Here is a 24065-nt window from a genome sequence, read left to right as displayed (position 1 = left end):
CGGCTCGATGATATTTCCATCACAAACCGCACGCGTTCACCTCTCCTCTTCCTCTCCGGCGGCCTTTTCGTTCCGCGGCGCGGCACCTGCGTACTTGCCGCCGAAGAGTTCGATCGGCATCGGGAAGACGATGGTCGAACTCTTGTCGCCGGCGATCGCGCCGAGGGTCTGCATGTAGCGCAACTGCATGGCGCCACTCTGCCGGCCGAGCATCTGCGCCGCCTGCATGAGTTTCTCCGAGGCTTGCAGCTCGCCCTCGGCATGGATCACCTTGGCCCTGCGCTCACGCTCCGCCTCGGCCTGCCGGGCGATGGCGCGAACCATCGATTCGTTGAGATCGACGTGCTTGATTTCCACATTCGCCACCTTGATGCCCCAGGCGTCGGTCTGCGCATCGAGCACTTGCTGGATATCCAGGTTCAGGCGCTCGCGCTCGGCGAGCATCTCGTCCAGCTCGTGCTTGCCCAGCACCGCGCGCAGGGTGGTCTGGGCCAACTGGCTGGTGGCGGCCAGGTAGTTCTCCACCTGGATGATCGCCTTCTGCGGATCGAGCACGCGGAAGTACACCACCGCGTTGACCTTCACCGAAACGTTGTCGCGGGAAATCACATCCTGCGGCGGCACGTCGAGGACGATGGTGCGCAGGTCGATGCGCACCATCTGCTGGATCGCCGGGATCACCAGCACCAGCCCCGGCCCCTTGACCTTCCAGAACCGCCCGAGCTGGAACACCACGCCGCGCTCGTACTCGCGGAGGATGCGCAGCGCGCTGAACAGCAGCAGCGCGAGGAACACCAGCAACATCGCCAAACCATAGGAAATACCCATCATCCACCTCCTTCGTCGGCCAGCGCGACTTCCAGGAGCAGGCCCTTGCGCGCCAGCACCCAGACCGGCTGGCCCACCGCCAGCGGCCGCGCGGCGAGCACCCGCCAGCGCTCGCCCTGGAGCTGCACCCAGCCTGCGCAGGGTTGTTCGGAATCCACCGCCGCCACCGTCGCCAGGCTGCCGACCAATCCGGCGGTGCCACTTACCACCGCTTGCCGGCGAGTACGCAGGGCCATGCCCAGCAGACCGACGATCAGCGCGGCGCTGAGCAACGCCAAGGCCACCACCAGGCCGGGCGGAATGCCGTAGCCGGGCACCTCGGTATCGATCAGGATCAGCGCGCCGACCACGAACGAGACGATTCCGCCGATGCCGAGCACGCCGAAGCTGGCGACGAACGCCTCGCCCACCATGAACGCCAGGCCCAGCGCGATCAGCGCCAGCCCGGCGTAGTTGACCGGCAGCATCTGCAGGGCGTACAGGCCAAGCAGCAGGCAGATGCCGCCGAGCACGCCGGGCAACGCCATGCCGGGATTGGCCAGTTCGAAGATCAGCCCGTAGATGCCGATCATCATCAGGATCAGCGCCACGCTGGGATCGGTGAGCACCGCCAGCAACCGCGCGCGCCAGTCCGGTGCCTGGCGCTCGACCGTGGCGCCGGCGGTAGCCAGGGTCAGCGCGCGCTCGCCGACGCGCAGGCTGCGGCCGTCGAGCTTGCGCAGCAGGTCGGGCAGGTCGCGGGCCTGCAGGTCGATCACCTTCTGCGCCGCCGCCTCGTGCGCCGCCAGGCTGACCGCCTCGCGCACCGCGCGCTCGGCCCATTCGACGTTGCGCCCGCGCAACTGCGCGAGGCCACGGATATAGGCGGCGGCGTCGTTGACCTGCTTGCGCGCCATGGGTTCGGCGTCCCGCGCCGGGGGCTTCTCTGCGGGCTTGTCCGGCGTCCCCAGGCGCACCGGGGTGGCGGCGCCGAGGTTGGTCCCCGGCGCCATCGCCGCGATATGGCAGGCATACAGGATGTAGGTGCCGGCGCTCGCCGCCCGCGCCCCGCTGGGCGCGACGAAACCGGCGACCGGCACCTGGCTGGCGAGGATCGCCTTGACGATGCGCCGCATCGATGCGTCCAGGCCGCCGGGCGTGTCCAGTTCCAGCACCACCAGTTGCGCGCCGTCCTCGGCGGCACGCTCGATGCCGCGCACCAGGTAATCGGCGCTGGCCGGGCCGATCGCACCATCCACCGAGAGCACCCGTACCGGTCCGGAGGCCGCGAGACAGGCCGGGCCGGCGAAGCACAGCAACAGCGCCAGCGCGAGCCGGCACGGCATCCGCATATCGACCTCCCCGACCGCCCGGCCGGGCCACCCCGGGACGAAGGCGCTCGTCCCGCGCACCGGGCCGGCAAGCGACCGGCCCCGCCGCGCACTTCTCAGTCTAGTCCAGTGGCTCTCGCCTTCCCCGCGCGTGTCCGGATCGGCAAATCCCTCAACATGCCAACTTTTTAGCGACGAAATGATGGCACTCGCCACAGGAATTCATTAATCTTCGCGGCCGCAGCGGGCAGGCCGCCTGGCGCCCGACCCCATCCGGCTTCCGGCGGCCTCCCGCGGCCCTTGTCCTTTCTTCGCCAGACGAAGCCGGTATGCGAAAGACATAACTTGTCACAATCGCCTGCCCATCATGTGCCGGTCATCCCCAGCGCGGACCCGCACCATGACCTCCGATGTCCTTCCCGCCGACGCCGTCGCCAGTGCCGCCGGCAACGCGCACAAGCCCCATCTCGAGCAGCGTCCCGGCCGCCTCACCGCCTTCGTATTCTTCGCCGTGCTCGCCACCGGACTGCTGTTCAGCGCCTACAGCCTGATGCAGGACGTCGATGACGTCGGTTCCGCGATCACCACCTGGACGCCCTTCCTGCTGCTCGGCGTGGCCCTGCTGATCGCCCTCGGCTTCGAGTTCGTCAACGGCTTCCACGACACTGCCAACGCGGTGGCCACGGTGATCTACACCCACTCGCTGCCGCCGCACTTCGCGGTGGTCTGGTCGGGTTGCTTCAACTTTCTCGGCGTATTGCTCTCCAGCGGCGCGGTGGCCTTCGGCATCATCGCCCTGCTGCCGGTGGAACTGATCCTGCAGGTCGGTTCCTCGGCCGGCTTCGCCATGGTCTTCGCCCTGCTGATCGCCGCCATCCTGTGGAACCTCGGGACCTGGTGGCTGGGCCTGCCGGCGTCGTCCTCGCACACCCTGATCGGCTCGATCATCGGCGTCGGCGTGGCCAACGCGCTGATGCACGGGCGCGACGGCACCAGCGGGGTGGACTGGGGCCAGGCGACCAAAGTCGGCTATTCCCTGCTGCTCTCGCCGATGATCGGCTTCGCCTGCGCCGCCCTGTTGCTCCTGGCGCTGCGCCTGCTGGTGAAGAACCGCGCGCTGTACAAGGCGCCGAAGGGCAAGGCGCCGCCGCCCTGGTGGATCCGCGGCCTGCTGATCCTGACCTGTACCGGGGTGTCCTTCGCCCACGGCTCCAACGACGGACAGAAAGGCATGGGCCTGATCATGCTGATCCTGGTCGGCACCCTGCCGATGGCCTACGCCCTGAACCGCACCATGCCGGCGGACCAGGCGGTGCAGTTCGCCGCCGTCGCCGAGGTCACCCAGCAAGCGCTGGTGAAGAGCGCGCCGCAACCGGCGCCGGCCGATCCGCGCCAGGTACTCTCCGACTACGTACGCAGCAAGCAGGCATCGCCTGAGCTGATCCCGGCGCTGGCCGCCCTGACCGGCTCGATCGGCCAGGAAGTGAAAGGCTATGGCGCGTTCTCGCGGGTACCGGCGCAAGCCATGGGCAACGTGCGCAACGACATGTACCTGACCTCCGAGGCGATCCGCCTGATGGACAAGGACGGCGTCGGCCGCTTCGACGCCGACACCCGCGGCAAGTTGCAGGCGTTCAAGCGGAAGATCGACGACGCCACCAAGTTCATCCCGCTATGGGTGAAGATCGCCGTGGCCATCGCCCTCGGCCTGGGCACCATGGTCGGCTGGAAACGCATCGTGGTGACGGTCGGCGAGAAGATCGGCAAGACCCACCTGACCTACGCCCAGGGCGCCTCGGCGGAAACCGTGGCGATGCTGACCATTGGCGCGGCGGACCTGTATGGCTTGCCGGTATCCACCACCCATGTACTGTCTTCCGGGGTGGCCGGGACCATGGCGGCGAACGGTTCGGAACTACAGTGGAAGACCATCCGCAACCTGCTGATGGCCTGGGTGCTGACGCTGCCGGCGGCGATCCTGCTCTCGGCCTCGCTCTACTGGCTGCTCACCCGGCTGTTCTGAAACACGGCGGCCGGCACGGGTGCCGGCCGCTCGTCGCGCCGATCAGGGCAGGACTTCGTCTTCCTTGAACTGGTCCTTGATGTAGGTGATCTCGGTCTTGCCGTGGGGCGCCGGCAGGCCGTCCGGGCCGAGGTTGACGAAGACCATCTTGTCGATGGTGAGGATGCTCTTGCGGGTGATCTTGTTGCGCACGTGGCAGGTCATGGTCAGCGAGGTACGACCGAAGTCGGTGGCGGTGATGCCCAGCTCGATGATGTCGCCCTGGCGCGCCGAGCTGACGAAGTTGATCTCGGAAATGTACTTGGTGACCACGCGCTGGTTGCCCAGCTGGATGATCGCGTAGATCGCCGCTTCTTCGTCGATCCAGCGCAGCAGGCTGCCGCCGAACAGGGTGCCGTTGGGGTTGAGATCTTCTGGCTTGACCCACTTGCGGGTGTGGAAATTCATGTGAACTCCTGGTGTGGTGCCCCACGGCCGCCATCCTGGCCGTCGTGGAGGATGCCCGGCGGTATCGCCGCCGCGGCTCCGCGGGACCCGGCGGATCGGCCCGGTCCCGGGGGCGGCGCGTCCTGCCTGCGCCACCCGATGTTCCTGCGCGTTCAGCCCAGCCCGTTGGCCTCGCGGTACTGCCTGGCCTCTTCCACCAGCCAGTCGCGGAAGGCATTGAGCATCGCCGATTCGACCCTGCGCTCGGGAATGATCAGGTAATACGCATTCTCGCTCAAATAGGCATGTTGCATGGGCACGATAAGCCTTCCGTCGGCCAGCTCGTCCTGGATCAGGAAGGGCGGTATGAGGGCCACGCCCATGCCGTGCATGGCCGCCTGGGCAAGCATGGAGAACAGCTCGTAGCGCGGCCCGCTCATGTCGTGGGCGACGTTCAGTCCCTGGGAGTGAAACCACTGGCGCCAAGCGTAGGGCCGGGTGCTCTGCTGCATCAGCGGCAGCCCGGCGACCTGCTCGGCGCTCAGCGTTCGACGCCCGCCCAGCAGCTCCGGGCTGCACACCGGCACCGGATTCTCGCGCATCAGGAAATGCGAGACGGTACCCGACCAGTCGGCGTCGCCGAAGTACAGCGCGGCGTCGAACTCGGTGTCGGCGAAGAGGAACGGGCGGGTGCGGTTGGTCAGGTTGATCGTGACCTCCGGGTGCAGCCGCTGGAAACGCTTGAGCCGCGGCAACAGCCATTGGGTGCCGAAGGTCGGCACCACCGCCAGTTCGATCGCGCCGCCGCCCTGGTGCCCCATCACCGCCAGGGTGTCGCGCTCCACCGCGTCGAGGCGTACCGCCACCCGCCGGCTATAGGACAGCCCGGCCTCGGTGAGCTTGACCCCGCGCCGCGAGCGACGGAACAGCTCGACACCGAGGAACTCCTCGAGCGTGGCGATCTGCCGGCAGATCGCGCTCTGGGTCAGGGACAACTCCTCCGCCGCCTTGGTGAAGCTCTCGTGGCGCGCGGCGGATTCGAAACTGACCAGCGCGGCGGTGGAAGGGATCTTGCGTCGCATGGAGGACTCCGGAGTGCCGGTTTCGCATCTATGACGCCCAGGTCACGATTCCTCGCGCCTCTTCAAGGGCATGAAATACGAGACTCATTTTCTCGGAGTGAGAAAATAGCACAAGTGCGTGCGAATTCCTCGTTTGCCGCCCCATTCGCTAGGCTCTTAGGATGCTTCCATTCCGGCTGGCCCACGCCAGCCTCCGCTACCGCTTGACGAGGATGTACGCATGGCCACCAAAGCTAGCTTCAACTGGGAAGATCCCCTGCTGCTGGACCAGCAGCTCACCGAAGAAGAGCGCATGGTTCGCGACAGCGCCCAGCAGTTCGCCCAGGACAAGCTGGCCCCGCGCGTGCTCGAAGCCTTCCGCCACGAACAGACCGACCCGAAGATCTTCCGCGAGATGGGCGAGACCGGCCTGCTCGGCGCGACCATTCCCGAAGCCTACGGCGGCAGCGGCCTCAACTACGTCTGCTATGGCCTGATCGCTCGCGAAGTCGAGCGCGTCGACTCCGGCTATCGCTCGATGATGAGCGTGCAGTCCTCGCTGGTGATGGTGCCGATCCATGAATTCGGCAACGAAGCCACCCGGCAGAAGTACCTGCCCAAGCTGGCCAGCGGCGAATACATCGGCTGCTTCGGCCTGACCGAGCCGAACCACGGTTCCGACCCGGGCTCGATGGTCACCCGGGCGAAGAAGGTCGACGGCGGCTATCGCCTGAGCGGCAGCAAGATGTGGATCACCAACAGCCCGATCGCCGACGTCTTCGTGGTCTGGGCCAAGGATGACGAAGGGCAGATCCGCGGCTTCGTCCTCGAGAAGGGCTGGGAAGGCCTGAGCGCCCCGGCGATCCATGGCAAGGTCGGCCTGCGTGCCTCGATCACCGGCGAGATCGTGATGGACAACGTGTTCGTTCCGGAAGAGAACGCCTTCCCCGAAGTGCGCGGCCTGCGCGGTCCGTTCACCTGCCTGAACTCGGCGCGCTACGGGATCTCCTGGGGCGCCCTGGGCGCCGCCGAATTCTGCTGGCACACCGCCCGCCAGTACGTGCTCGACCGCCAGCAGTTCGGCCGCCCGCTGGCCGCCAACCAACTGATCCAGAAGAAGCTGGCCGACATGCAGACCGAGATCACCCTGGCCCTGCAAGGCTGCCTGCGCCTGGGGCGGATGAAGGACGAAGGCACCGCGGCGGTGGAAATCACCTCGATCATGAAGCGCAACAGCTGCGGCAAGGCCCTCGACATCGCCCGCCTGGCCCGCGACATGCTGGGCGGCAACGGCATCTCCGACGAATTCGGCATCGCCCGCCACCTGGTCAACCTGGAAGTGGTGAACACCTACGAGGGCACCCACGATGTCCACGCGCTGATCCTCGGCCGCGCGCAGACCGGCATCCAGGCATTCTTCTGAGCCACCGAGCAACACCCCGGCGCGCTTTTTCACGGTAGCGCGCCGGCCGCCGGGGAGACGGGCAAGGAACCCGTCTTCCCGGCCATTTCCGTTTCCAGCCCCCAGCAGCGAGAACCGTCATGCCCGGCGCCCTTTCCCATATCCGCGTACTCGACCTGTCCCGTGTCCTGGCCGGCCCCTGGGCCGGGCAGATCCTCGCCGACCTCGGCGCCGAGGTGATCAAGATCGAGCGCCCCGGCAGCGGCGACGACACCCGCGCCTGGGGCCCGCCGTTCCTCAAGGATGCCGAAGGCAACGACACCAGCGAGGCGGCCTACTACCTGTCGGCCAACCGCAACAAGAAGTCGGTGACGGTGGACTTCACCCAGCCGGAAGGCCAGCGCATCGTTCGCGAACTGGCGGCCAAGGCCGACATCCTGCTGGAGAACTTCAAGGTCGGCGGGCTCAAGGCCTATGGCCTCGACTATGAATCGCTGAAGCAGGTCAACCCGAAGCTGATCTACTGTTCGATCACCGGCTTCGGCCAGTCCGGCCCCTATGCCAAGCGCGCCGGCTATGACTTCATGATCCAGGGCCTGGGCGGCCTGATGAGCCTCACCGGGCGCGCCGACAACGAGGAAGGCGCCGGTCCGGTGAAGGTCGGCGTGGCGCTGACCGATATCCTCACCGGGCTGTACTCCTCCACCGCGGTGCTCGCCGCCCTCGCCCACCGCGACGTTAGCGGCATCGGCCAGCACATCGACATGGCCCTGCTCGACGTGCAGGTCGCCTGCCTGGCCAACCAGACCCTCAACTACCTGACCACCGGCGTGCCGCCGCGGCGCCTGGGCAACGCACACCCGAACATCGTGCCGTACCAGGACTTCCCCACCGCCGACGGCGACATGATCCTCACGGTCGGCAACGACAGCCAGTTCCGCAAGTTCGCCGAGCTGGCAGACCACCCGGAATGGGCCGACGACCCGCGCTTCGCCACCAACAAGGCGCGGGTGGCCAACCGCGAGGTGCTGATCCCGCTGATCCGCCAGGCCACGGTGCTGCACACCACCGCCGAGTGGATTCTTTCCCTGGAGCGCGCCGGCGTGCCCTGCGGGCCGATCAACGACCTGGCGCAGGTGTTCGCCGACCCGCAGGTGCAGGCCCGCGGCCTGCGCGTGGAGCTACCGCACCCGCTGGCCGGCACAGTGCCGCAGGTGGCCAGCCCGATCCGCCTGTCCGAGACGCCGGTGGAATACCGCAACCCGCCGCCCACCCTCGGCCAGCACACCGACGAGGTCCTCGAGACGCTCCTCGGCCTGGACGCGACCGCGCTGGAAAGGCTGCGCGACGGCAAGGTGATCTGAGCCCCGCGCGCCGCCCCAGCGACGCATCGGCGGACAACGCCCCACCGTACCCCGCGCAGCACCACGTAGGGCGCATAACCGCAACGCGGTTATCCGCCGCCCAGCCGCGCATCGGCGGATAACGCCCCTGGCGTTATTCGCCCTACCGACCCCGTGTAGAAGGCGGTCAATGCCGGCGCCTCGATGGAAGCGCCACTCAGGCCGCCAGGCGGCCGCCGGCGATCGCCTCGGAGGCCTTGAGCATGGCCCGCAACAGCACCGCGCAGCCGGCGGCCAGGTCGTCGGGGCTGGCGTTCTCGATCTCGTTGTGGCTGATGCCGTTCTCGCAGGGCACGAAGATCATCCCCGCCGGACCGAGTTCGGCGAGGAAGATCGCGTCGTGGCCGGCGCCGCTGACGATGTCCATCTGCGGCATGCCCAGCGCCTGCGCCGCCTCGCGCACCGCGCCGACGCATCCCTGGTCGAAGTACAGCGGCGGGAAATCGGCGGTCGGCACCAGCTCGTATTGCAAGCCATGCTTCTCGCAGGTAGCGGCGATCACATGGCGGACTTCGGCGATCATCGAGTCCAGGCGCTCCGGTTGCAGATGGCGGAAGTCCAGGGTCATCTTCACTTCGCCGGGTATCACGTTGCGCGAACCGGGATAGGCGTGCAGGCAGCCGACCGTGCCGCAAGCATGCGGCTGATGGCCGAGGGCCGCGCGATTGACCGCCTCGACCACCGCCGCGGCACCGACCAGGGCGTCCTTGCGCAGGTGCATCGGCGTTGGCCCGGCGTGTGCCTCGACGCCGCGCAGGGACAGGTCGAACCATTTCTGCCCGAGCGCGCCGAGCACCACGCCGATGGTCTTCTCCTCGTCCTCGAGGATCGGCCCCTGTTCGATGTGCGCCTCGAAATAGGCGCCCACCGGATGTCCGAGACAATCGCGCGCTCCCGCGTAGCCGATGGCGTCCAGCGCCTCGCCTACGCTGACACCGTCGGCATCGCGCTTGGCCAGGGTCTCCTCCAGGGTGAACTTCCCGGCGAATACGCCCGAGCCCATCATGCAGGGCGCGAAGCGCGAGCCTTCCTCGTTGGTCCACACCACCACCTCCAGCGGCGCCTCGGTTTCCACCCCGAGGTCGTTGAGGGTGCGGATCACCTCGAGGCCGGCCATCACCCCGAAGCAGCCATCGAACTTGCCACCGGTGGGCTGGGTGTCGATGTGGCTACCGGTCATCACCGGGGGCAAGTCCGGGTTACGCCCGGGACGACGGGCGAAGATGTTGCCGACCCGATCGACGCTGACCGTGCAGCCGGCCGCTTCGCACCATTGCACGAAGAGATCGCGGGCCTGGCGGTCGAGATCGCTCAGGGCCAGGCGGCAGACCCCACCCTTGGCGGTGGCGCCGAGGCGGGCGAGATCCATCAGCGATTGCCAGAGGCGCTGGCCATCGATGTGTCGCTGGGTGGATTGCAGGACGTTCCGGGCAGTGCTCATTGTCGTCTCCTCAGGCTTGGAGTAGGTGTCGGCGGCTCGCCGGCCGCCTGTATGCCCATCAGGGCAGCGGTTTGGCCAATGCCGCCGGGCTCCGCGCGCGGCGGCCGCAGAGGCCGTAGTAGAGCGCGCCGCCGAGCAGCGAGCCGGTGAACCAGCCGTAGTCGTAGAACCAGTGGAACTGGCGGTTGCCGAGGGCCATGACGGTCAGCGCCACCGGCACCGCGAAGGCGGCGAAGCCGGGCCAGTTCCAGGCCGGGTAGACGTCGTCGCGGTAGAGTCCGGCGAGGTCGAGGCGTTGCCTGCGCACCAGGAAGTAGTCCACCACCATGATCCCCGCGATCGGCCCGAGCAGGCTGGAGTAGCCGAGCAGCCAGTTGGAGTAGACGCTTTCCAGGCTGAGGTCGGAAACGATCCAGCCGAGCTTCTTCAGCAACTCGTGGGCCATCAGCGCCAGGCCGATGAAACCGGTGAGCCAGACGGCGCGGGTGCGGCCGATGAGTTTCGGTGCGATGTTCTGGAAGTCGTTGGTCGGCGAGACGATGTTCGCCGCGGTGTTGGTCGAGAGGGTGGCGACGATGATCAACGCCATCGCCACCGCCACCCAGCCGGGGCTGGGGATGTGCCCGATCAGGCTGACCGGGTCGGAAACCGTCTCGCCCACCAGCGAAGCCGAGGCGGCGGTCATCACCACGCCGAGGGCGGCGAACAGGAACATGGTCAGCGGCAGGCCGAAGATCTGTCCGAGTATCTGGTCCTTCTGGCTGCGCGCATAGCGGCTGAAGTCGGGGATGTTCAGCGACAGCGTGGCCCAGAAGCCGACCATCGCCGTCAGCCCGGCCATGAAGTAGCCAGTGACGCTGGCGCCTTCCGGGCGCTTCGGCGGCTGCGCCAGCAGTTCGCTGACCGATATGTGCGGCAGCGCCCACACCAGCAGGCCGAGGCCGACCAGCACCAGCAGCGGTGCCGAGAGTGTCTCCAGCCATTTGATCGACTCCGCGCCGCGCAGCACCACCCACAGGTTCAGCCCCCAGAACAGGAGGAAACCGATCACCTCGCCGGTACCGCCGAGGGCTTTCCAGGCGGGAAAGATCGAACCGAGGAAGAGATGGATCGCCAGCCCGCCGAACAGCGTCTGGATGCCGAACCAGCCGCACGCGACCACGGCGCGGATCAGGCATGGCACGTTGGAGCCGATGATGCCGAACGAAGCGCGCAGCAGCACCGGGAAGGGAATGCCGTAGCGGGTGCCGGCGAAGGCATTGAGGGTCAGCGGGATCAGCACCACCAGGTTGGCCAGCAGGATCGCCAGCAGCGCTTCGCCGACGCTGAGGCCGAAGTAGGCGGTGAGGACGCCGCCGAGGGTGTAGGTGGGCACGCAGATGGACATGCCGATCCACAGCGCGGTGATGTGCCACCTGTTCCAGGTACGCTGTTCCACCCGGGTCGGGGCGATGTCGTGGTTGTAGCGGGGGCTGTCGAGTACGTCGCTGCCGGCGGACAGCTCGACCAAGCCGTCGCGCTCGGTCACTTCCGATCTGCTCTGTTGCATGGGCCTCTCCAGAATTCTTTTAGTTATTCGCTCATCGGGCTAATGCGATGGCCGGAGTACCGCACCACCAGTACTGCACCTCCGGTCCGGACAATGCCGTGGCGGGCGGCACTCAATAAGCGTGCCGAAAACCCCGCGACGTCACTGGGCAGGCCGGTCTACTGGAGGTAACCGACTGATCTGAAACACTTCATCGACAACGTCGGTGACACGCCGACGGGCAGTCCGGCGTGTCACCGGGGGAAATGCGCGAGCCTGTCGCCCCGGTCAGGAACCAAAGGAGTGCAGGCGAACTTTTTTCATCTCCCCACAACCGTTCGAACACGGCTTTCAAGCGGCTGATTTTGCATGGGAAATCTCGACCTTTTTGAATTCTTGTCAAGCGCGTCAAAATGGTGAGAACCCTCACCATTTTGGTGATATTTATTTTTAATTATTTAAAATCAATAAGTTACAAACTCAAACAACCATTTGAAAATAATCTTGCTCAATCGATGATCAGCATCTAGATTCGAATCCTGTCAGCGCTGACAGGATTACAAAAGTCCTCGGCGCATGGCGAAAAAACAATTTCAAGAACCGGCAACGACCGGTCAGCCTGCGAGGAAAGACGGCATGTCCCTGTTGATCCGTGGCGCCACCGTGGTTACTCACGAAGAGAGTTATCGAGCCGACGTGCTCTGTGCCAACGGCCTCATCCAGGCCATCGGCGAGAACCTCGAAACCCCCTCCGGCTGCGACGTCCTCGACGGCGGTGGCCAGTACCTGATGCCGGGCGGCATCGACCCCCATACCCACATGCAGTTGCCCTTCATGGGCACGGTGGCCAGCGAGGACTTCTTCAGCGGCACCGCGGCCGGGCTGGCCGGAGGGACCACCTCGATCATCGACTTCGTCATCCCCAACCCGCGACAGTCGCTGCTGGAGGCCTTCCACACCTGGCGCGGCTGGGCGCAGAAATCCGCTGCGGACTACGGCTTCCACGTCGCCATCACCTGGTGGAGCGACGAGGTCGCCCGGGAAATGGGCGAGCTGGTGGCACAGCACGGGGTGAACAGCTTCAAGCACTTCATGGCCTACAAGAACGCCATCATGGCCGCCGACGATACCCTGGTGGCCAGCTTCGAGCGCTGCCTGGAGCTGGGCGCGGTGCCGACGGTGCACGCGGAGAACGGCGAACTGGTCTTCCACCTGCAGCAGAAACTCCTCGCCCAGGGCCTCACCGGCCCCGAGGCGCATCCGCTGTCGCGTCCGCCGCAAGTCGAGGGCGAGGCCGCCAGCCGCGCCATCCGCATCGCCGAGACGCTGGGTACGCCGCTGTACCTGGTGCATATTTCCAGCCGCGAGGCGCTGGACGAGATCGCCTATGCCCGCGCCAAGGGCCAGCCGGTCTACGGCGAGGTGCTGGCCGGGCACCTGCTGCTCGACGACAGCGTCTACCGCCACCCGGACTGGGCCACCGCGGCCGGCTACGTGATGAGCCCGCCGTTCCGTCCCGTCGAACACCAGGAAGCGCTGTGGCGCGGCCTGCAGTCCGGCAACCTGCATACCACCGCCACCGACCACTGCTGCTTCTGCGCCGAGCAGAAGGCCATGGGCCGCGACGACTTCAGCAAGATTCCCAATGGCACGGCCGGCATCGAGGACCGCATGGCGCTGCTGTGGGACGCCGGGGTCAACAGCGGGCGCCTGTCGCTGCACGAGTTCGTCGCGCTGACCTCCACCAACACCGCGAAGATCTTCAACCTGTTCCCGCGCAAGGGCGCGATCCGCGTCGGCGCGGATGCCGACCTGGTGCTCTGGGACCCGCAGGGCAGCCGCACCCTCTCGGCCGCCACCCATCACCAGCGGGTCGATTTCAACATCTTCGAAGGTCGCACCGTGCGCGGCATTCCCAGCCACACCATCAGCCAGGGCAAGCTGCTCTGGGCCGCAGGCGACCTGCGCGCCGAACCCGGCGCCGGACGCTACGTGGAGCGCCCGGCCTACCCGTCGGTGTACGAAGTGCTCGGCCGCCGCGCCGAACGCCAGCGCCCGGTCGCCGTCGAGCGCTGATCCTTCCCGCAATACCGGACCGGCCCGTAGAGGCCGGACGGTGCCGTATTGCCGTTGACTGCCCCGAGAAGAAACCAGAAGAGAGGCTACAACCGTGATCGATTCCCTGAACCACCTCCCCCGTCCGGACGCCGGCGCGGACACGCTCGCCGAGCGCTTCGCCGACCTCGCGCCGCCGCTCAACGCCCGCCAGGCCGCCCTGGAAAGCGCCCGCTGCCTGTACTGCTACGACGCGCCCTGCGTCAACGCCTGCCCGACCGAGATCGACATCCCCGGGTTCATCCGCAGCATCGCCCAGGAGAATGTCCAGGGCGCGGCGCAGAAGATCCTCTCGGCGAACATCCTCGGCGGCAGCTGCGCCCGCGTCTGCCCCACGGAAATCCTCTGCCAGCGGGCCTGCGTACGCAACAACGCCCAGGAATGCGCACCGGTGCTGATCGGCCAGTTGCAACGCTACGCCCTCGACCACGCCGGCTTCGGCGAACATCCGTTCAAGCGCTCGCCGGCCACCGGCAAGCGCATCGCCGTGGTCGGCGCCGGGCCGGCCGGGCTGTCCTGCGCCCACCGCCTGGCCATGCACGGCCACGACGTGGTGCTCTTCGAGGCCCGCGCCAAGGCCGGCGGCCTCAACGAGTACGGCATCGCCCGCTACAAGCTGGTGGACGACTTCGCCCGGCGCGAAGTGGAATTCCTCCTGCAGATCGGCGGTATCGAACTGCGCCACGGCCAGCGTCTCGGCGACAACCTGGCGCTCGGCGCCCTGCACGACGAGTACGACGCGGTGTTCCTCGGCATCGGCCTGGCCGCCAGCAAGCGCCTCGGCCTGGAAGACGAGGACGCCCCCGGCCTGCTCGCCGCCACCGACTACATCCGCGAGCTGCGGCAGAGCGACGACCTGCTCGACCTGCCCGTCGCCGACCGTTGCATCGTCATCGGCGCCGGCAACACCGCCATCGACATGGCGGTGCAGATGAGCCGGCTCGGCGCCCGCGACGTCAACCTAGTCTACCGCCGTGGCTTCGAGGAAATGGGCGCCACCGGCCACGAGCAGGAGATCGCCAAGGCCAGCCAGGTGCGCCTGCTGACCTGGGCCCGACCGGAACGGGTACTGCTTGACGAGCACGGCCGGGTGCGCGGCATGCGCTTCGCCCGCACGCGCCTGGAGAACGGTCGCCTGGGCGACACCGGCGAGCACTTCGAACTGGCCGCCGACGCCATCTTCAAGGCCATCGGCCAGGCCTTCGAAGGCGCCAGCCTGGGCGATCCGCTGGCAGCGCAACTGCGGCGCGACGGCGAGCGCATCCAGGTCGACGGACAGATGCGCACCAGCATCCCCGGCATCTACGCCGGCGGCGACTGCGTGGCGCTCGGCGAGGACCTCACCGTGCAGGCGGTGCAGCACGGCAAACTGGCGGCGGAAGCGATCCACGCCCAACTCATGCTCAACGTGGAGGCTGCGTGATGGCCGACCTGTCTATCGAATTCGCCGGCATCAAGTCGCCCAACCCCTTCTGGCTGGCCTCCGCGCCGCCCACCGACAAGGCCTACAACGTGGTCCGCGCCTACCAGGCGGGCTGGGGCGGGGTGGTCTGGAAGACCCTCGGCGAAGACCCCGCGGCGGTCAACGTGTCGTCGCGTTATTCCGCGCACTTCGGACCGAACCGCCAGGTGCAGGGGATCAACAACATCGAGCTGATCACCGACCGCTCGCTGGAGATCAACCTGCGCGAGATCGCCCAGGTGAAGAAGGACTGGCCAGACCGCGCGCTGATCGTGTCGCTGATGGTGCCCTGCGTCGAGGAGTCGTGGAAATACATCCTGCCGCTGGTGGAAGCCACCGGCGCCGACGGTATCGAGCTGAACTTCGGTTGCCCCCACGGCATGCCCGAGCGCGGCATGGGCGCGGCGGTGGGCCAGGTACCGGAGTACGTGGAGATGGTCACCCGCTGGTGCAAGACCCACTGCTCGCTGCCGGTGATCGTCAAGCTCACCCCCAACATCACCGACATCCGCCAGTCGGCGCGCGCCGCCCATCGTGGCGGCGCCGACGCGGTGTCGCTGATCAACACCATCAACTCGATCACCAGCGTCGACCTGGAGCGCATGGTCGCCCTGCCCGTGGTCGGCACCCAGAGCACCCACGGCGGCTACTGCGGCTCGGCGGTGAAGCCGATCGCCCTGAACATGGTCGCCGAGATCGCCCGCGACCCGCAGACCCGCGGCCTGCCGATCTGTGGCATCGGCGGTATCGGCAGTTGGCGCGACGCAGCGGAATTCGTCGCGCTCGGCTGCGGCGCGGTGCAGGTATGCACGGCGGCGATGCTGCACGGCTTCCGTATCGTCGAGGACATGCAGGACGGTCTCGCGCGCTGGATGGACAGCCATGGCTACCAGCGGCTGTCCGATTTCAGCGGCGGCGCGGTGGGCAATACCACCGACTGGAAGTACCTGGACATCAACTACCAGGTGATCGCCCGCATCGACCAGGACGCCTGCATCGGTTGCGGCCGCTGCCATATCGCCTGCGAGGACACCTCGCACCAGGCCATCGCCAGCCTGCCCCGGGCCGACGGTACGCACCGCTACGAAGTGATCGACGCCGAGTGCGTGGGCTGCAACCTGTGCCAGATCACCTGTCCGGTGGAGAACTGCATCGAAATGGTGCCGCAGGACACCGGCAAGCCCTATCTCAACTGGACCCAGGATCCGCGCAACCCCTACCGCGAAGCCTCCTGAACGCAGGGCGGCGCCCGCATCCCCGGCGGACGCCGCCCTGCCGCGCGCCGGCACGCTTCCTGCGTGCCGCTGCGGTCCGACGACGCGCAACGGCGTCTGTCGGATCGACCCGCCTTCGACTACCATTCGCCGCGGCCCGGCCGACGCTCCCGGACGGCCGGCGCCCCACGGAGACTCGCGCATGTCCGCAGACAGCAACTACAGCCAGCAACCGGTCCCGCTGGCAGCGCGCAAGAGCGCGCTGGCCCTGAGCGTGGTGATGCTCGGCCTGACCTTCTTTTCCGCCAGCATGTGGACCGGCGGCACCCTCGGCACCGGCCTGAGCTACGACGACTTCTTCCTCGCCGTGCTGCTGGGCAACCTGATGCTCGGCCTGTACACCGCGATCCTCGGCTTCATCGGCGCGCGCACCGGCCTTTCCACCCACCTGCTGGCGCATTACTCGTTCGGCAGCAAGGGCTCCTGGCTGCCCTCGGCGTTGCTCGGCGGCACCCAGGTCGGCTGGTTCGGCGTCGGCGTAGCGATGTTCGCCATCCCGGCGGCCAAGGCCACCGGCCTCGACGTCAACCTGCTGATCCTGGTTTCCGGAGCGCTTATGACCCTCACGGTGTTCTTCGGCATCGCCGGTCTGACCCTGCTGTCGGCCATCGCGGTCCCGGCGATCGTCGTTCTCGGCAGCTACTCGGTATGGCTCGCGGTGCGCGACGCCGGCGGACTGGCGGCGCTGCAGCAGGTGACGCCGAGCGCGCCGCTGAGCCTCTCGACCGCGATCGCCCTGGTGGTCGGCTCGTTCGTCAGCGCCGGCACCCTCACCGCCGACTTCGTCCGCTTCGGCCGCAGCGCGCGTACCGCCGTGGTGGTGTGCCTGGTGGCGTTCTTCCTCGGCAACTCGCTGATGTTCATCTTCGGCGCGGCCGGCGCGGCGGCGGTGGGCAAGTCGGACATCTCCGACGTGATGATCGCCCAGGGCCTGCTGATCCCGGCGATCCTGGTCCTCGGCCTGAACATCTGGACCACCAACGACAACGCGCTGTATGCCTCCGGCCTCGGCTTCGCCAACATCACCGGCCTCTCCAGCCGCTTCCTGGCGATGCTCAACGGCGCCCTTGGCACCCTCGCCGCGCTCTGGCTGTACAACCACTTCGTCGGCTGGCTGACCTTCCTCTCCGCCGCCATCCCGCCCATCGGCGGGGTGATCATCGCCGACTACCTGAGTCGCCGCCGGCGCTACCGCCAGCACCCCTGCGCGGACATCCAGGCGATCAACTGGGCGGCGATCCTCGCCGTCGCCTGCGGCACCGCCGCCGGCCACTGGCTGCCGGGGATAGTGCCGGTCAACGCGGTGCTCGGCGCCGCCATCGCCTACCTGCTGCTCAATCCCCTGCTGAGCCGCAGCCCGAACAAACCAGAAGAGGTCCTCCATGCTGATTGACAACCTGCGCCTGCGCGGCCGCGAAGGTCTCTGGCAACTGCGCGTCGCCGATGGCCGTATCGCCGCCCTGGTGCCGATGGAACAGGCCGCCGACGACGCCGGCGAGCGCCTGGACGGCGCCGGCGGTCTTGCCGTGCCGCCGTTCATCGAGCCGCACATCCACCTCGACACCACCCAGACCGCCGGCCAGCCGGAGTGGAACCGCTCCGGCACGCTGTTTGAAGGCATCGAGCGCTGGGCCCAGCGCAAGGCCCTGCTCAGCCACGAGGACGTCAAGCAGCGCGCCTGGCAGACCCTGAAATGGCAGATCGCCAACGGCGTGCAGCACGTGCGCAGCCACGTCGACGTCTCCGACCCGACCCTCACCGCGCTCAAGGCCATGCTCGAGGTGCGCGGCGAAGTGGCGCCCTGGGTCGACCTGCAGATCGTCGCCTTCCCTCAGGAGGGCATTCTCTCCTACCCCAACGGCCTGGAACTGCTGGAGGAGTCGCTGCGCCTGGGCGCCGACGTGGTGGGGGCGATCCCGCATTTCGAATTCACCCGCGAGCTGGGCGTCGAGTCGCTGCACAAGGCCATCGACCTGGCCAAGCGCTACGACCTGCCGGTGGACGTGCATTGCGACGAGATCGACGACGAGCAGTCGCGCTTCCTCGAGACCCTGGCCATGCTCGCCCATCGCGACGGCCTCGGCGCACGGGTCACCGCCAGCCACACCACGGCGATGCACTCCTACAACGGCGCCTACACCTCGCGGCTGTTCCGCCTGCTGAAACTGTCGGGAATCAACTTCGTCGCCAACCCGCTGGTGAACATCCACCTGCAGGGTCGCTTCGACGACTACCCGAAGCGCCGCGGCATCACCCGGGTCAAGGAACTGCTCGGCGCCGGGATCAACACCTGCTTCGGCCACGACGACGTGTTCGACCCCTGGTACCCGCTGGGCACCGCGAACATGCTGCAGGTGCTGCACATGGGCCTGCACGTGACGCAGATGATGGGCTACGACGAGATCGACGGCGGCCTCGACCTGATCACCCGCAACAGCGCCCGCACCCTCGGCCTGCGGGAATACGGCATCGAGGTCGGCCATCCGGCCAACCTGCTGGTGCTGCCGGCCCGCGACGGCTTCGACGCGGTGCGCCGGCAGGTCCCGGTGCGCTACTCGATCCGCGGCGGACGGCTGCTCGCCGAGACGGTCCCGGCGCAGACCACGGTGTTCCTCGAACAGGCTGAAGCGGTGGACTTCACCCGCGCCAGCTGAGCCTTCGCCAGAGCCTTCTAGCGAAGGCTCCGCTGCTCAGGGCTCCAATCCGATTCCGCGCAGGACCACGCTGGTCACCGTCTGTACCGCCCTTTCGAACTGCATGTCGCTGAGCGGCTGGTGGCCGTTGAGCACCTCGACCTGGTAGCCGAAGTCGGCGTAGTGCTGGGTGGAGGCCCAGATCATGTAGAGCAGGCTGCTCGGTTCGATCGACAGGATGCGCTTTTCCTCGACCCACTGGCGGATCTTCGCCTCCTTCATCTTGGCCCATTCGTAGAGGCTGTCGTCGAGGGTGGCGCCGAGCAGCGGCGCGCCATGCATGATTTCGTTGGCCCAGACCTTGGAGCCATGCGGGCGGGTACGCGAGTGGTTCATCTTCGCGCGGATATAGCTGGTCAATACCACCCTTGGGTCATCGAACATCTCGAAGCAGAGGGCGTCCTGCTTCCAGACCTCGAGCAGGCCGAGGAGGACGTCGCGGTACAGCTCGTCCTTGGTGCTGAAGTAGTAGTGCAGGTTGGAGCGCGGCAGTTCGGCTTCTTCGGCGATGTTGCCCATGGAGGTGCCGGCGTAGCCTTTTTCGGCGAAGACTTTTTCGGCGGCCAGGAGAATCTTCTCGACGTTGCGGCGGCGGATCTCGATCTTGTGTGTGCCCATGTGCGATCCATTACTGCGAATTCAACCAAGGCTACCAGCAAATCCGGGCGTGCGGCGACGCCCAGTCTTGCCAGGTAGCCCCTCTCAGCGACGCTTCGGACGGCGGCCGCGCAGGCGACGCCAGCCGATCCAGCAGCCGCTGGCGCAGACCACCAGGCCGCCGAGGCTGAAACCGAGCATCCACAGGTCCCACAGCGGACGCCGGGTCAGCAGCGGCAGCCAGTCCCAGCTATGCAACAGGGAAAACAGCCAGCGGCTGCCGCGCCGACCGTCGTCGAGCACGCCAACCACCGCGCCGCTGTAGGGATCCAGGTGCACCCAGGTATGCCGGGGATCGTCGAAACGCAGGCGCCAGACCGGCAGGCGCCGTTCCAGGTAGCCCATCATGCTGTGTTCTTCGCGCGGGTAGTAATAGAAGTCGTAGCGTTCCAATCGTTCGGCCTGCATCGGCACGCCCGGCAGCAGCGCGCGAGCCGCCGCCAGTAGGCGATCCGCGGGTAGCTCGCGGAGGATTTCGCCATCCGCCGTCAGCAGCAGGCTGTTGCCGCTGGCGCTGCGCCCGAGCGCATAGGGCTCGCCGTCGAGCGCCCGCCACTCCAGCTCGCGCACCCGCAACCCGGCGGCACGCAAGCGCCGCAGGACAGCGTCCGCCTCCAGTCCGGCGGGCAGCGCCCGGTCCCAGCTACCGCCCTGGTAGGCCGCGAGGTCGAGCGGCGTACCGCGGCCGAACAGGTTCCACGGATTCATCGACATCAGCCCGCTGAAGATCCAGCTCAGCACCAGCGCGCCGAAGAGCAGGCCGGCGAGGTGGTGCCAGCGCTGGAAACCGCCCGCATAGGGCGAGCGCGAGCCGCTGCGGTAGGGCTTGCGGAAGCGCCAGCGGAGCAGGCCGACGAGGATGCCGAGGACGGTCGCCAGGGTCGCCAGCAGCGACAGGCCGATCACCAGGTTCGCCCACTGCCCGTCGAACCAGCCGCCGCGCAGCGGATAGAGCCAGTGCAGCCAGGCGCCGAGCCAGTTCCAGGCACGCTCCCGGCGGCTGGCGTCGCGTACCACCTCGCCGGTCTGCGAGGACAGGTAGAGCAGCCGGCCCTGCTCGTCCGCGGTCTGCACCCGCCATAGCGGCCGGTGCGGATCGAGGTTGCGGGTATGGGTCCAGGCGTCTTCCTCGATCCGCCCTTGCAACTGCATCGGTACTTCGCCGCTGAAAGCACGGGCCGAAGCCAGCACCCTGTCCGCGTCCACCGCCAGCGGTCGGCCGTCGCGCGCCGCCAGCGCACGCGTGCGTCCGTCGGCATCGTCCAGCAGGTAGGTCGGCAGGCCTCCTACGCTGGCCAGCCGGATGCTCCGCGGGGTCTTTCCGTCGCCGCCGGCGAGGGCCGTCCGCAGCGGTACGCAGGCCTCGCAGCCGTCCAGCTCGGGCAGGTGGGCCAGGCGTTCCAGCGGAGTCAGCTTGGGATAGCCGACATACAGCATGACCATGCCGGAGACGAACCAGAGCACCATCAGCAGGCAGCAGCCGATGCCCAGCCAGCGGTGCCACAGGTACAGGTAGCGTTTCATCGACGACTCCTCAGAAGCGCGTCTGCACGCTCAGCTCGAAGGTGCGCGGGTCGCCGACGTAGTACAGCGGCGTGCTCTGCACGAAGCGCGCGTAGACCTCGTCGGTGAGGTTGCGCACGCGCCCGGTGATCCGCGTGCGCTCGTCCAGCCGGTAGCTGAGGAAAGTCCCGTAGACCGTATAGGACGACGCGTGCCAGGTGTTGGCGTTGTTGGCGTACACCGAGGATACGTAGCGCGCGTCCACCCCGCCCTGCCAGGCCGGGTCGAAGTCGTAGGTCAGCCACAGGTTGCCGACCCGCTCCGGCACGTTCGGCGGCGTCTTGCCCTTGCGCGAGACGGCGACGCCGCCGACGTTCTCGGTGAACTCGTCGTACTGCGCGTCGACCCAGGCGAAATTGCCCTCGGCCAGCAGCTTCGGGGTGATCCGCAGGGAGGCGGCGGCCTCGATGCCCCTGGAGGTCTGCTGGCCCACCGGCACGCTGAGGTTGGGGTTGTTCGGGTCGGCCACCGAGAAGTCCCGGCGGACGATGCGGTAGGCGGCCAGGGTGGCGCTGCCGCGACCGTCGAGGAAATCGAACTTGCTGCCCAGCTCCCACTGGTCGCCGGTGGACAGGTCGTAGTCGCGGACCTGGTCGAATCTGGCGCTGGTCAGCACCCCGCCCGGCGGGTCGGCGGCGGTACTGTATTGCAGGTAGACGTTGGCGTGCGGGGTGAACTGGTAGACCAGCCCGGCGCGCCCGGTGAGCACGTCCCAGCGCCGTTCGAAGTGTGCGGGATTGTCCTTGTCGGGTACCCGATGGTTGCGCACGTCGAGGTCGAGGTGGTCGTAGCGCAGCCCGGTGACCAGCGACAGCTCGTCGGTCAGGCCCAGGCGGTTCTCGGCGAACAACGCGCTGGTGCGCACCTCGTTGCTGCGGTCCTTCCGGTGGCCGGGACGCATGCCCGGCAGGTCGTAGAAGTGGCCCGGCTCGAAACTGGCCGGATCGACCGTACCGAACGGCCCGGAGGCGGTACTCGGGAAGCGCGTCTGCTTGTTGATGCTGTAGTCGAAGCCCAGCGCCCAGTCGCTGGCCAGTCCGAACAGCGGCTGGCTGTGCTGTAGCTCGAAGCGGTTGCCGTTGAGCTGCTGGTCGTGGCGCTGGAGGAATGCGTTGGAGCGCACCACCCCGCTGTTGTCGGCGTTGTAGCGGTAGGTCTCGAGGTTGCGGTAATCGCGCTCGGCGTCGTAGTGGTAGAAGGTGTTGCGCCAGCGCGTGCTGTCGCTGACCCGGTATTCGAGGATCGAGCGCAGCCAGCGCACGCGCTGTTCGTAGCGGCCATCGGCGACGTTGTAGTTCTCGTGGCGACGGCTCTTGTCGATCTTCAGCTCGCCGGCGTAGGGATTGAGCACCGGCGTGCCCCAGTAGGGGCTGTCTTCCTGCTCGTCCTGGTACTCCAGGGCCAGGGTGTGGGAAAGGTCCGGGGTCAGGTCGCTGAGCAGGGAGAAAGCGACGTTCCACGATTCGCGCGAATTGCGGTCGACGTAGCCGTTGCCGCCGCTGCGGCTGACGTCCAGGCGCACGAAGTGCTTCGGCTCAGGGCCGATGCCCAGGGCCTGGTTGAAGCCGAAGGCGACTTCCGAATCGTCGTAGCTGCCGTAGCGCACCCGGCCTTCCATGAAATCGCCGTAGCGGTCGGCGAGCTTGCTGATGTAGTCCAGCGAGCCGCCGACGGCACCGGCGCCGTTGAGGAAGGAGGACGGACCGCCGACCAGCTCGACGCGGTCGATGATCCAGTCGTCCAGCGGACGCATGGCGCTGCTGTATTGCACCGGAATGCCGTTGAACAACTGGTTGACCTGGTTCGAGCTGAAGCCGCGGTAGGTGACGAAGCCGCCGAAGCCGGGCGGCGCCGAGGCGTTCACGCCGGGCAGGCTGTTGGCGATGTCCTGGGTGCTGCGCAGGCCGCGCCGCTCGAAGCTGGCACGGTTGGCCACGCTTACCGAGCCGGGAGTCTCGCGCAGGCTCAGGCCCAGGCGCGAGCCGCCACCGGCGCTGTCGTCGAGATCGAGGGCCGGCGGGGTTTCCCCGGCGGCGCCGGCGCTGACGGTGAGGGCGGGCAGTTCGGTGGGTTCCTCATCGGCCCAGAGCAAGGCCGGAACGCCGGCCAGGGTGAGGTTGAGACCCAGCGCGAGGACGCGGCGGGCCGTGGAGTGCTTTTTCATCGAGCGATCCTGAAGCAAGGCATGGTGGGCACGCCCGCCTCGCCCGGATGGACAGCGGCGAGCGCTGCGCGGACGAGGCAGGACGGGCGACGGATGCAAATGCCCGGCGCGGCGGGCGTTCAGGATCAGGCGGGGGAAGCGCGCGGGTTGGCCGGCGGCCAGACGTACCGGGGCGGCACCGGCTCGCGCGTGGCGGGCGGGCGGAAACGCGCCTGGCGTCGCCGTTGCAAGCGCCAGGACCAGATCACCCCGAGCGCGACGAACAGCACCAGGGCGCTGCACATCGGGCAGCTCACCGGCAACTGGGGATTGACCGGTACCGGATCGCCGGCGGACCCGTCGTCGGGATCCAGGGATAGCCATTGGCTGGCACCGGCGACGCAGAACAGCCCGACGCTGGCCTTCTGCCCTTTGTCGCTGCCCACTCCCAGCGCCTGCAGGTGCAGGACGCCGCAAGCCAGCGCGTTGACCAGCACGCAGGCACAGAGGGCGAAGCTCAGCCACTGCAGCAGCGGTGAGCGGGAGATGGGAGCGATTCTCATGACCGCGCACTCTAGCATCCTGACACGCAAATTCCCCGCGCTTCTGCGCTGCGGTGCATCGCCGCAGCCCGAGGGCGCGACGCACGGCGACGAGCGGCGTATCAGGGGTGACTTGGGAGTTTCATGTGGCGCCGCTATAATCGCCCGCTCAGGCGGCCCTTCGGGTCGCTCCC

Annotated in this window: 18 protein-coding genes; 8 read left to right on the top strand and 10 right to left on the bottom strand. The window is 67.7% G+C overall.

Translation table 11 applies throughout. The annotated features are described in order from the left end of the window. Positions 1-36 precede the first annotated feature (36 nt). Both ACYAF3_RS13735 and ACYAF3_RS13730 read right to left on the bottom strand, forming a co-directional pair. Positions 37-831, bottom strand: a complete 795-nt coding sequence (locus ACYAF3_RS13735; protein ID WP_003118835.1) for a slipin family protein — start codon at positions 829-831, stop codon at positions 37-39. Further along, the gene (locus ACYAF3_RS13730) at positions 828-2159 is read right to left on the bottom strand and encodes an NfeD family protein (RefSeq protein WP_023120164.1); all 1332 of its coding nucleotides are present in this window, start codon (positions 2157-2159) and stop codon (positions 828-830) included. The genes ACYAF3_RS13735 and ACYAF3_RS13730 overlap by 4 nt, the downstream gene beginning before the upstream one ends. A 379-nt stretch (positions 2160-2538) precedes the next feature. Between ACYAF3_RS13730 and ACYAF3_RS13725 the strand changes: the two genes are divergently transcribed. Beyond that, entirely contained in the window at positions 2539-4161 is a 1623-nt protein-coding gene (locus tag ACYAF3_RS13725; protein WP_105579187.1) for an inorganic phosphate transporter, read from the top strand. 42 nt (positions 4162-4203) lie between these two features. Here the strand turns inward: ACYAF3_RS13725 and ACYAF3_RS13720 are convergent, their stop codons facing one another. Beyond that, positions 4204-4608 carry an acyl-CoA thioesterase gene (locus tag ACYAF3_RS13720; RefSeq protein ID WP_003084686.1) on the bottom strand — a complete coding sequence of 135 codons (405 nt, stop codon included), beginning with the start codon at positions 4606-4608 and terminating at the stop codon, positions 4204-4206. A 152-nt stretch (positions 4609-4760) separates the two neighbouring features. Further along, positions 4761-5669 (bottom strand): transcriptional regulator GcvA, encoded by a 909-nt coding sequence (gene gcvA, locus ACYAF3_RS13715; RefSeq protein WP_003084684.1) that lies wholly within the window; start codon positions 5667-5669, stop codon positions 4761-4763. A gap of 220 nt (positions 5670-5889) precedes the next feature. On the opposite strand from gcvA, the gene ACYAF3_RS13710 reads away from it, so the two are divergent. Both ACYAF3_RS13710 and ACYAF3_RS13705 read left to right on the top strand, forming a co-directional pair. Continuing rightward, on the top strand, positions 5890-7071 hold the full coding sequence (locus ACYAF3_RS13710) for an acyl-CoA dehydrogenase (RefSeq protein ID WP_003084682.1): 1182 nt from the start codon (positions 5890-5892) through the stop codon (positions 7069-7071). A gap of 119 nt (positions 7072-7190) precedes the next feature. After that, a complete protein-coding gene (locus ACYAF3_RS13705; protein ID WP_003099921.1) occupies positions 7191-8414 on the top strand; it encodes a CaiB/BaiF CoA transferase family protein in 1224 nt (407 codons plus the stop codon). A gap of 196 nt (positions 8415-8610) precedes the next feature. Here ACYAF3_RS13705 and ACYAF3_RS13700 read toward each other — a convergent pair whose 3' ends face one another. After that, entirely contained in the window at positions 8611-9894 is a 1284-nt protein-coding gene (locus ACYAF3_RS13700; RefSeq protein WP_023100141.1) for a Zn-dependent hydrolase, read from the bottom strand. Positions 9895-9952: 58 nt separating this feature from the next. After that, a complete protein-coding gene (locus ACYAF3_RS13695) occupies positions 9953-11443 on the bottom strand; it encodes an NCS1 family nucleobase:cation symporter-1 (protein WP_003084674.1) in 1491 nt (496 codons plus the stop codon). A 615-nt stretch (positions 11444-12058) separates the two neighbouring features. Here ACYAF3_RS13695 and hydA point away from each other — a divergent pair. From hydA to ACYAF3_RS13670, 5 genes are all read left to right on the top strand, one after another. Continuing rightward, entirely contained in the window at positions 12059-13498 is a 1440-nt protein-coding gene (gene hydA, locus ACYAF3_RS13690) for a dihydropyrimidinase (RefSeq protein WP_058342944.1), read from the top strand. A 94-nt stretch (positions 13499-13592) separates the two neighbouring features. Then, the gene (locus tag ACYAF3_RS13685) at positions 13593-14960 is read left to right on the top strand and encodes an NAD(P)-dependent oxidoreductase (RefSeq protein ID WP_003084667.1); all 1368 of its coding nucleotides are present in this window, start codon (positions 13593-13595) and stop codon (positions 14958-14960) included. Continuing rightward, positions 14957-16234, top strand: coding sequence for an NAD-dependent dihydropyrimidine dehydrogenase subunit PreA (preA, locus tag ACYAF3_RS13680; RefSeq protein ID WP_003118829.1), 1278 nt, complete (start codon positions 14957-14959; stop codon positions 16232-16234). Before ACYAF3_RS13685 ends, preA begins: the two co-directional genes overlap by 4 nt. Positions 16235-16415: 181 nt before the next feature. Next, entirely contained in the window at positions 16416-17666 is a 1251-nt protein-coding gene (gene codB, locus ACYAF3_RS13675) for a cytosine permease (RefSeq protein WP_128669573.1), read from the top strand. Further along, positions 17656-18927: a cytosine deaminase gene (locus tag ACYAF3_RS13670; RefSeq protein WP_003084657.1), complete on the top strand. Its 1272-nt coding sequence runs from the start codon at positions 17656-17658 to the stop codon at positions 18925-18927. Before codB ends, ACYAF3_RS13670 begins: the two co-directional genes overlap by 11 nt. Before the next feature lie 36 nt (positions 18928-18963). Here ACYAF3_RS13670 and ACYAF3_RS13665 read toward each other — a convergent pair whose 3' ends face one another. The 4 genes from ACYAF3_RS13665 to ACYAF3_RS13650 all read right to left on the bottom strand — a co-directional run bounded on the left by ACYAF3_RS13665 (position 18964) and on the right by ACYAF3_RS13650 (position 23892). Continuing rightward, a complete protein-coding gene (locus tag ACYAF3_RS13665) occupies positions 18964-19584 on the bottom strand; it encodes a TetR/AcrR family transcriptional regulator (protein WP_003084655.1) in 621 nt (206 codons plus the stop codon). Between the two features lie 84 nt (positions 19585-19668). Beyond that, positions 19669-21147 carry a PepSY domain-containing protein gene (locus tag ACYAF3_RS13660; protein WP_003118826.1) on the bottom strand — a complete coding sequence of 493 codons (1479 nt, stop codon included), beginning with the start codon at positions 21145-21147 and terminating at the stop codon, positions 19669-19671. A gap of 10 nt (positions 21148-21157) precedes the next feature. After that, the gene (locus tag ACYAF3_RS13655; protein ID WP_105579186.1) at positions 21158-23350 is read right to left on the bottom strand and encodes a TonB-dependent receptor; all 2193 of its coding nucleotides are present in this window, start codon (positions 23348-23350) and stop codon (positions 21158-21160) included. Positions 23351-23475: 125 nt separating this feature from the next. Next, positions 23476-23892 carry a DUF2946 domain-containing protein gene (locus ACYAF3_RS13650; RefSeq protein ID WP_003160904.1) on the bottom strand — a complete coding sequence of 139 codons (417 nt, stop codon included), beginning with the start codon at positions 23890-23892 and terminating at the stop codon, positions 23476-23478. Between the last annotated feature and the right edge of the window lie 173 nt (positions 23893-24065).

The organism is Pseudomonas sp. TZ252 (assembly GCF_056110345.1).
This window is presented reverse-complemented; position numbering and strand designations above follow the sequence as displayed.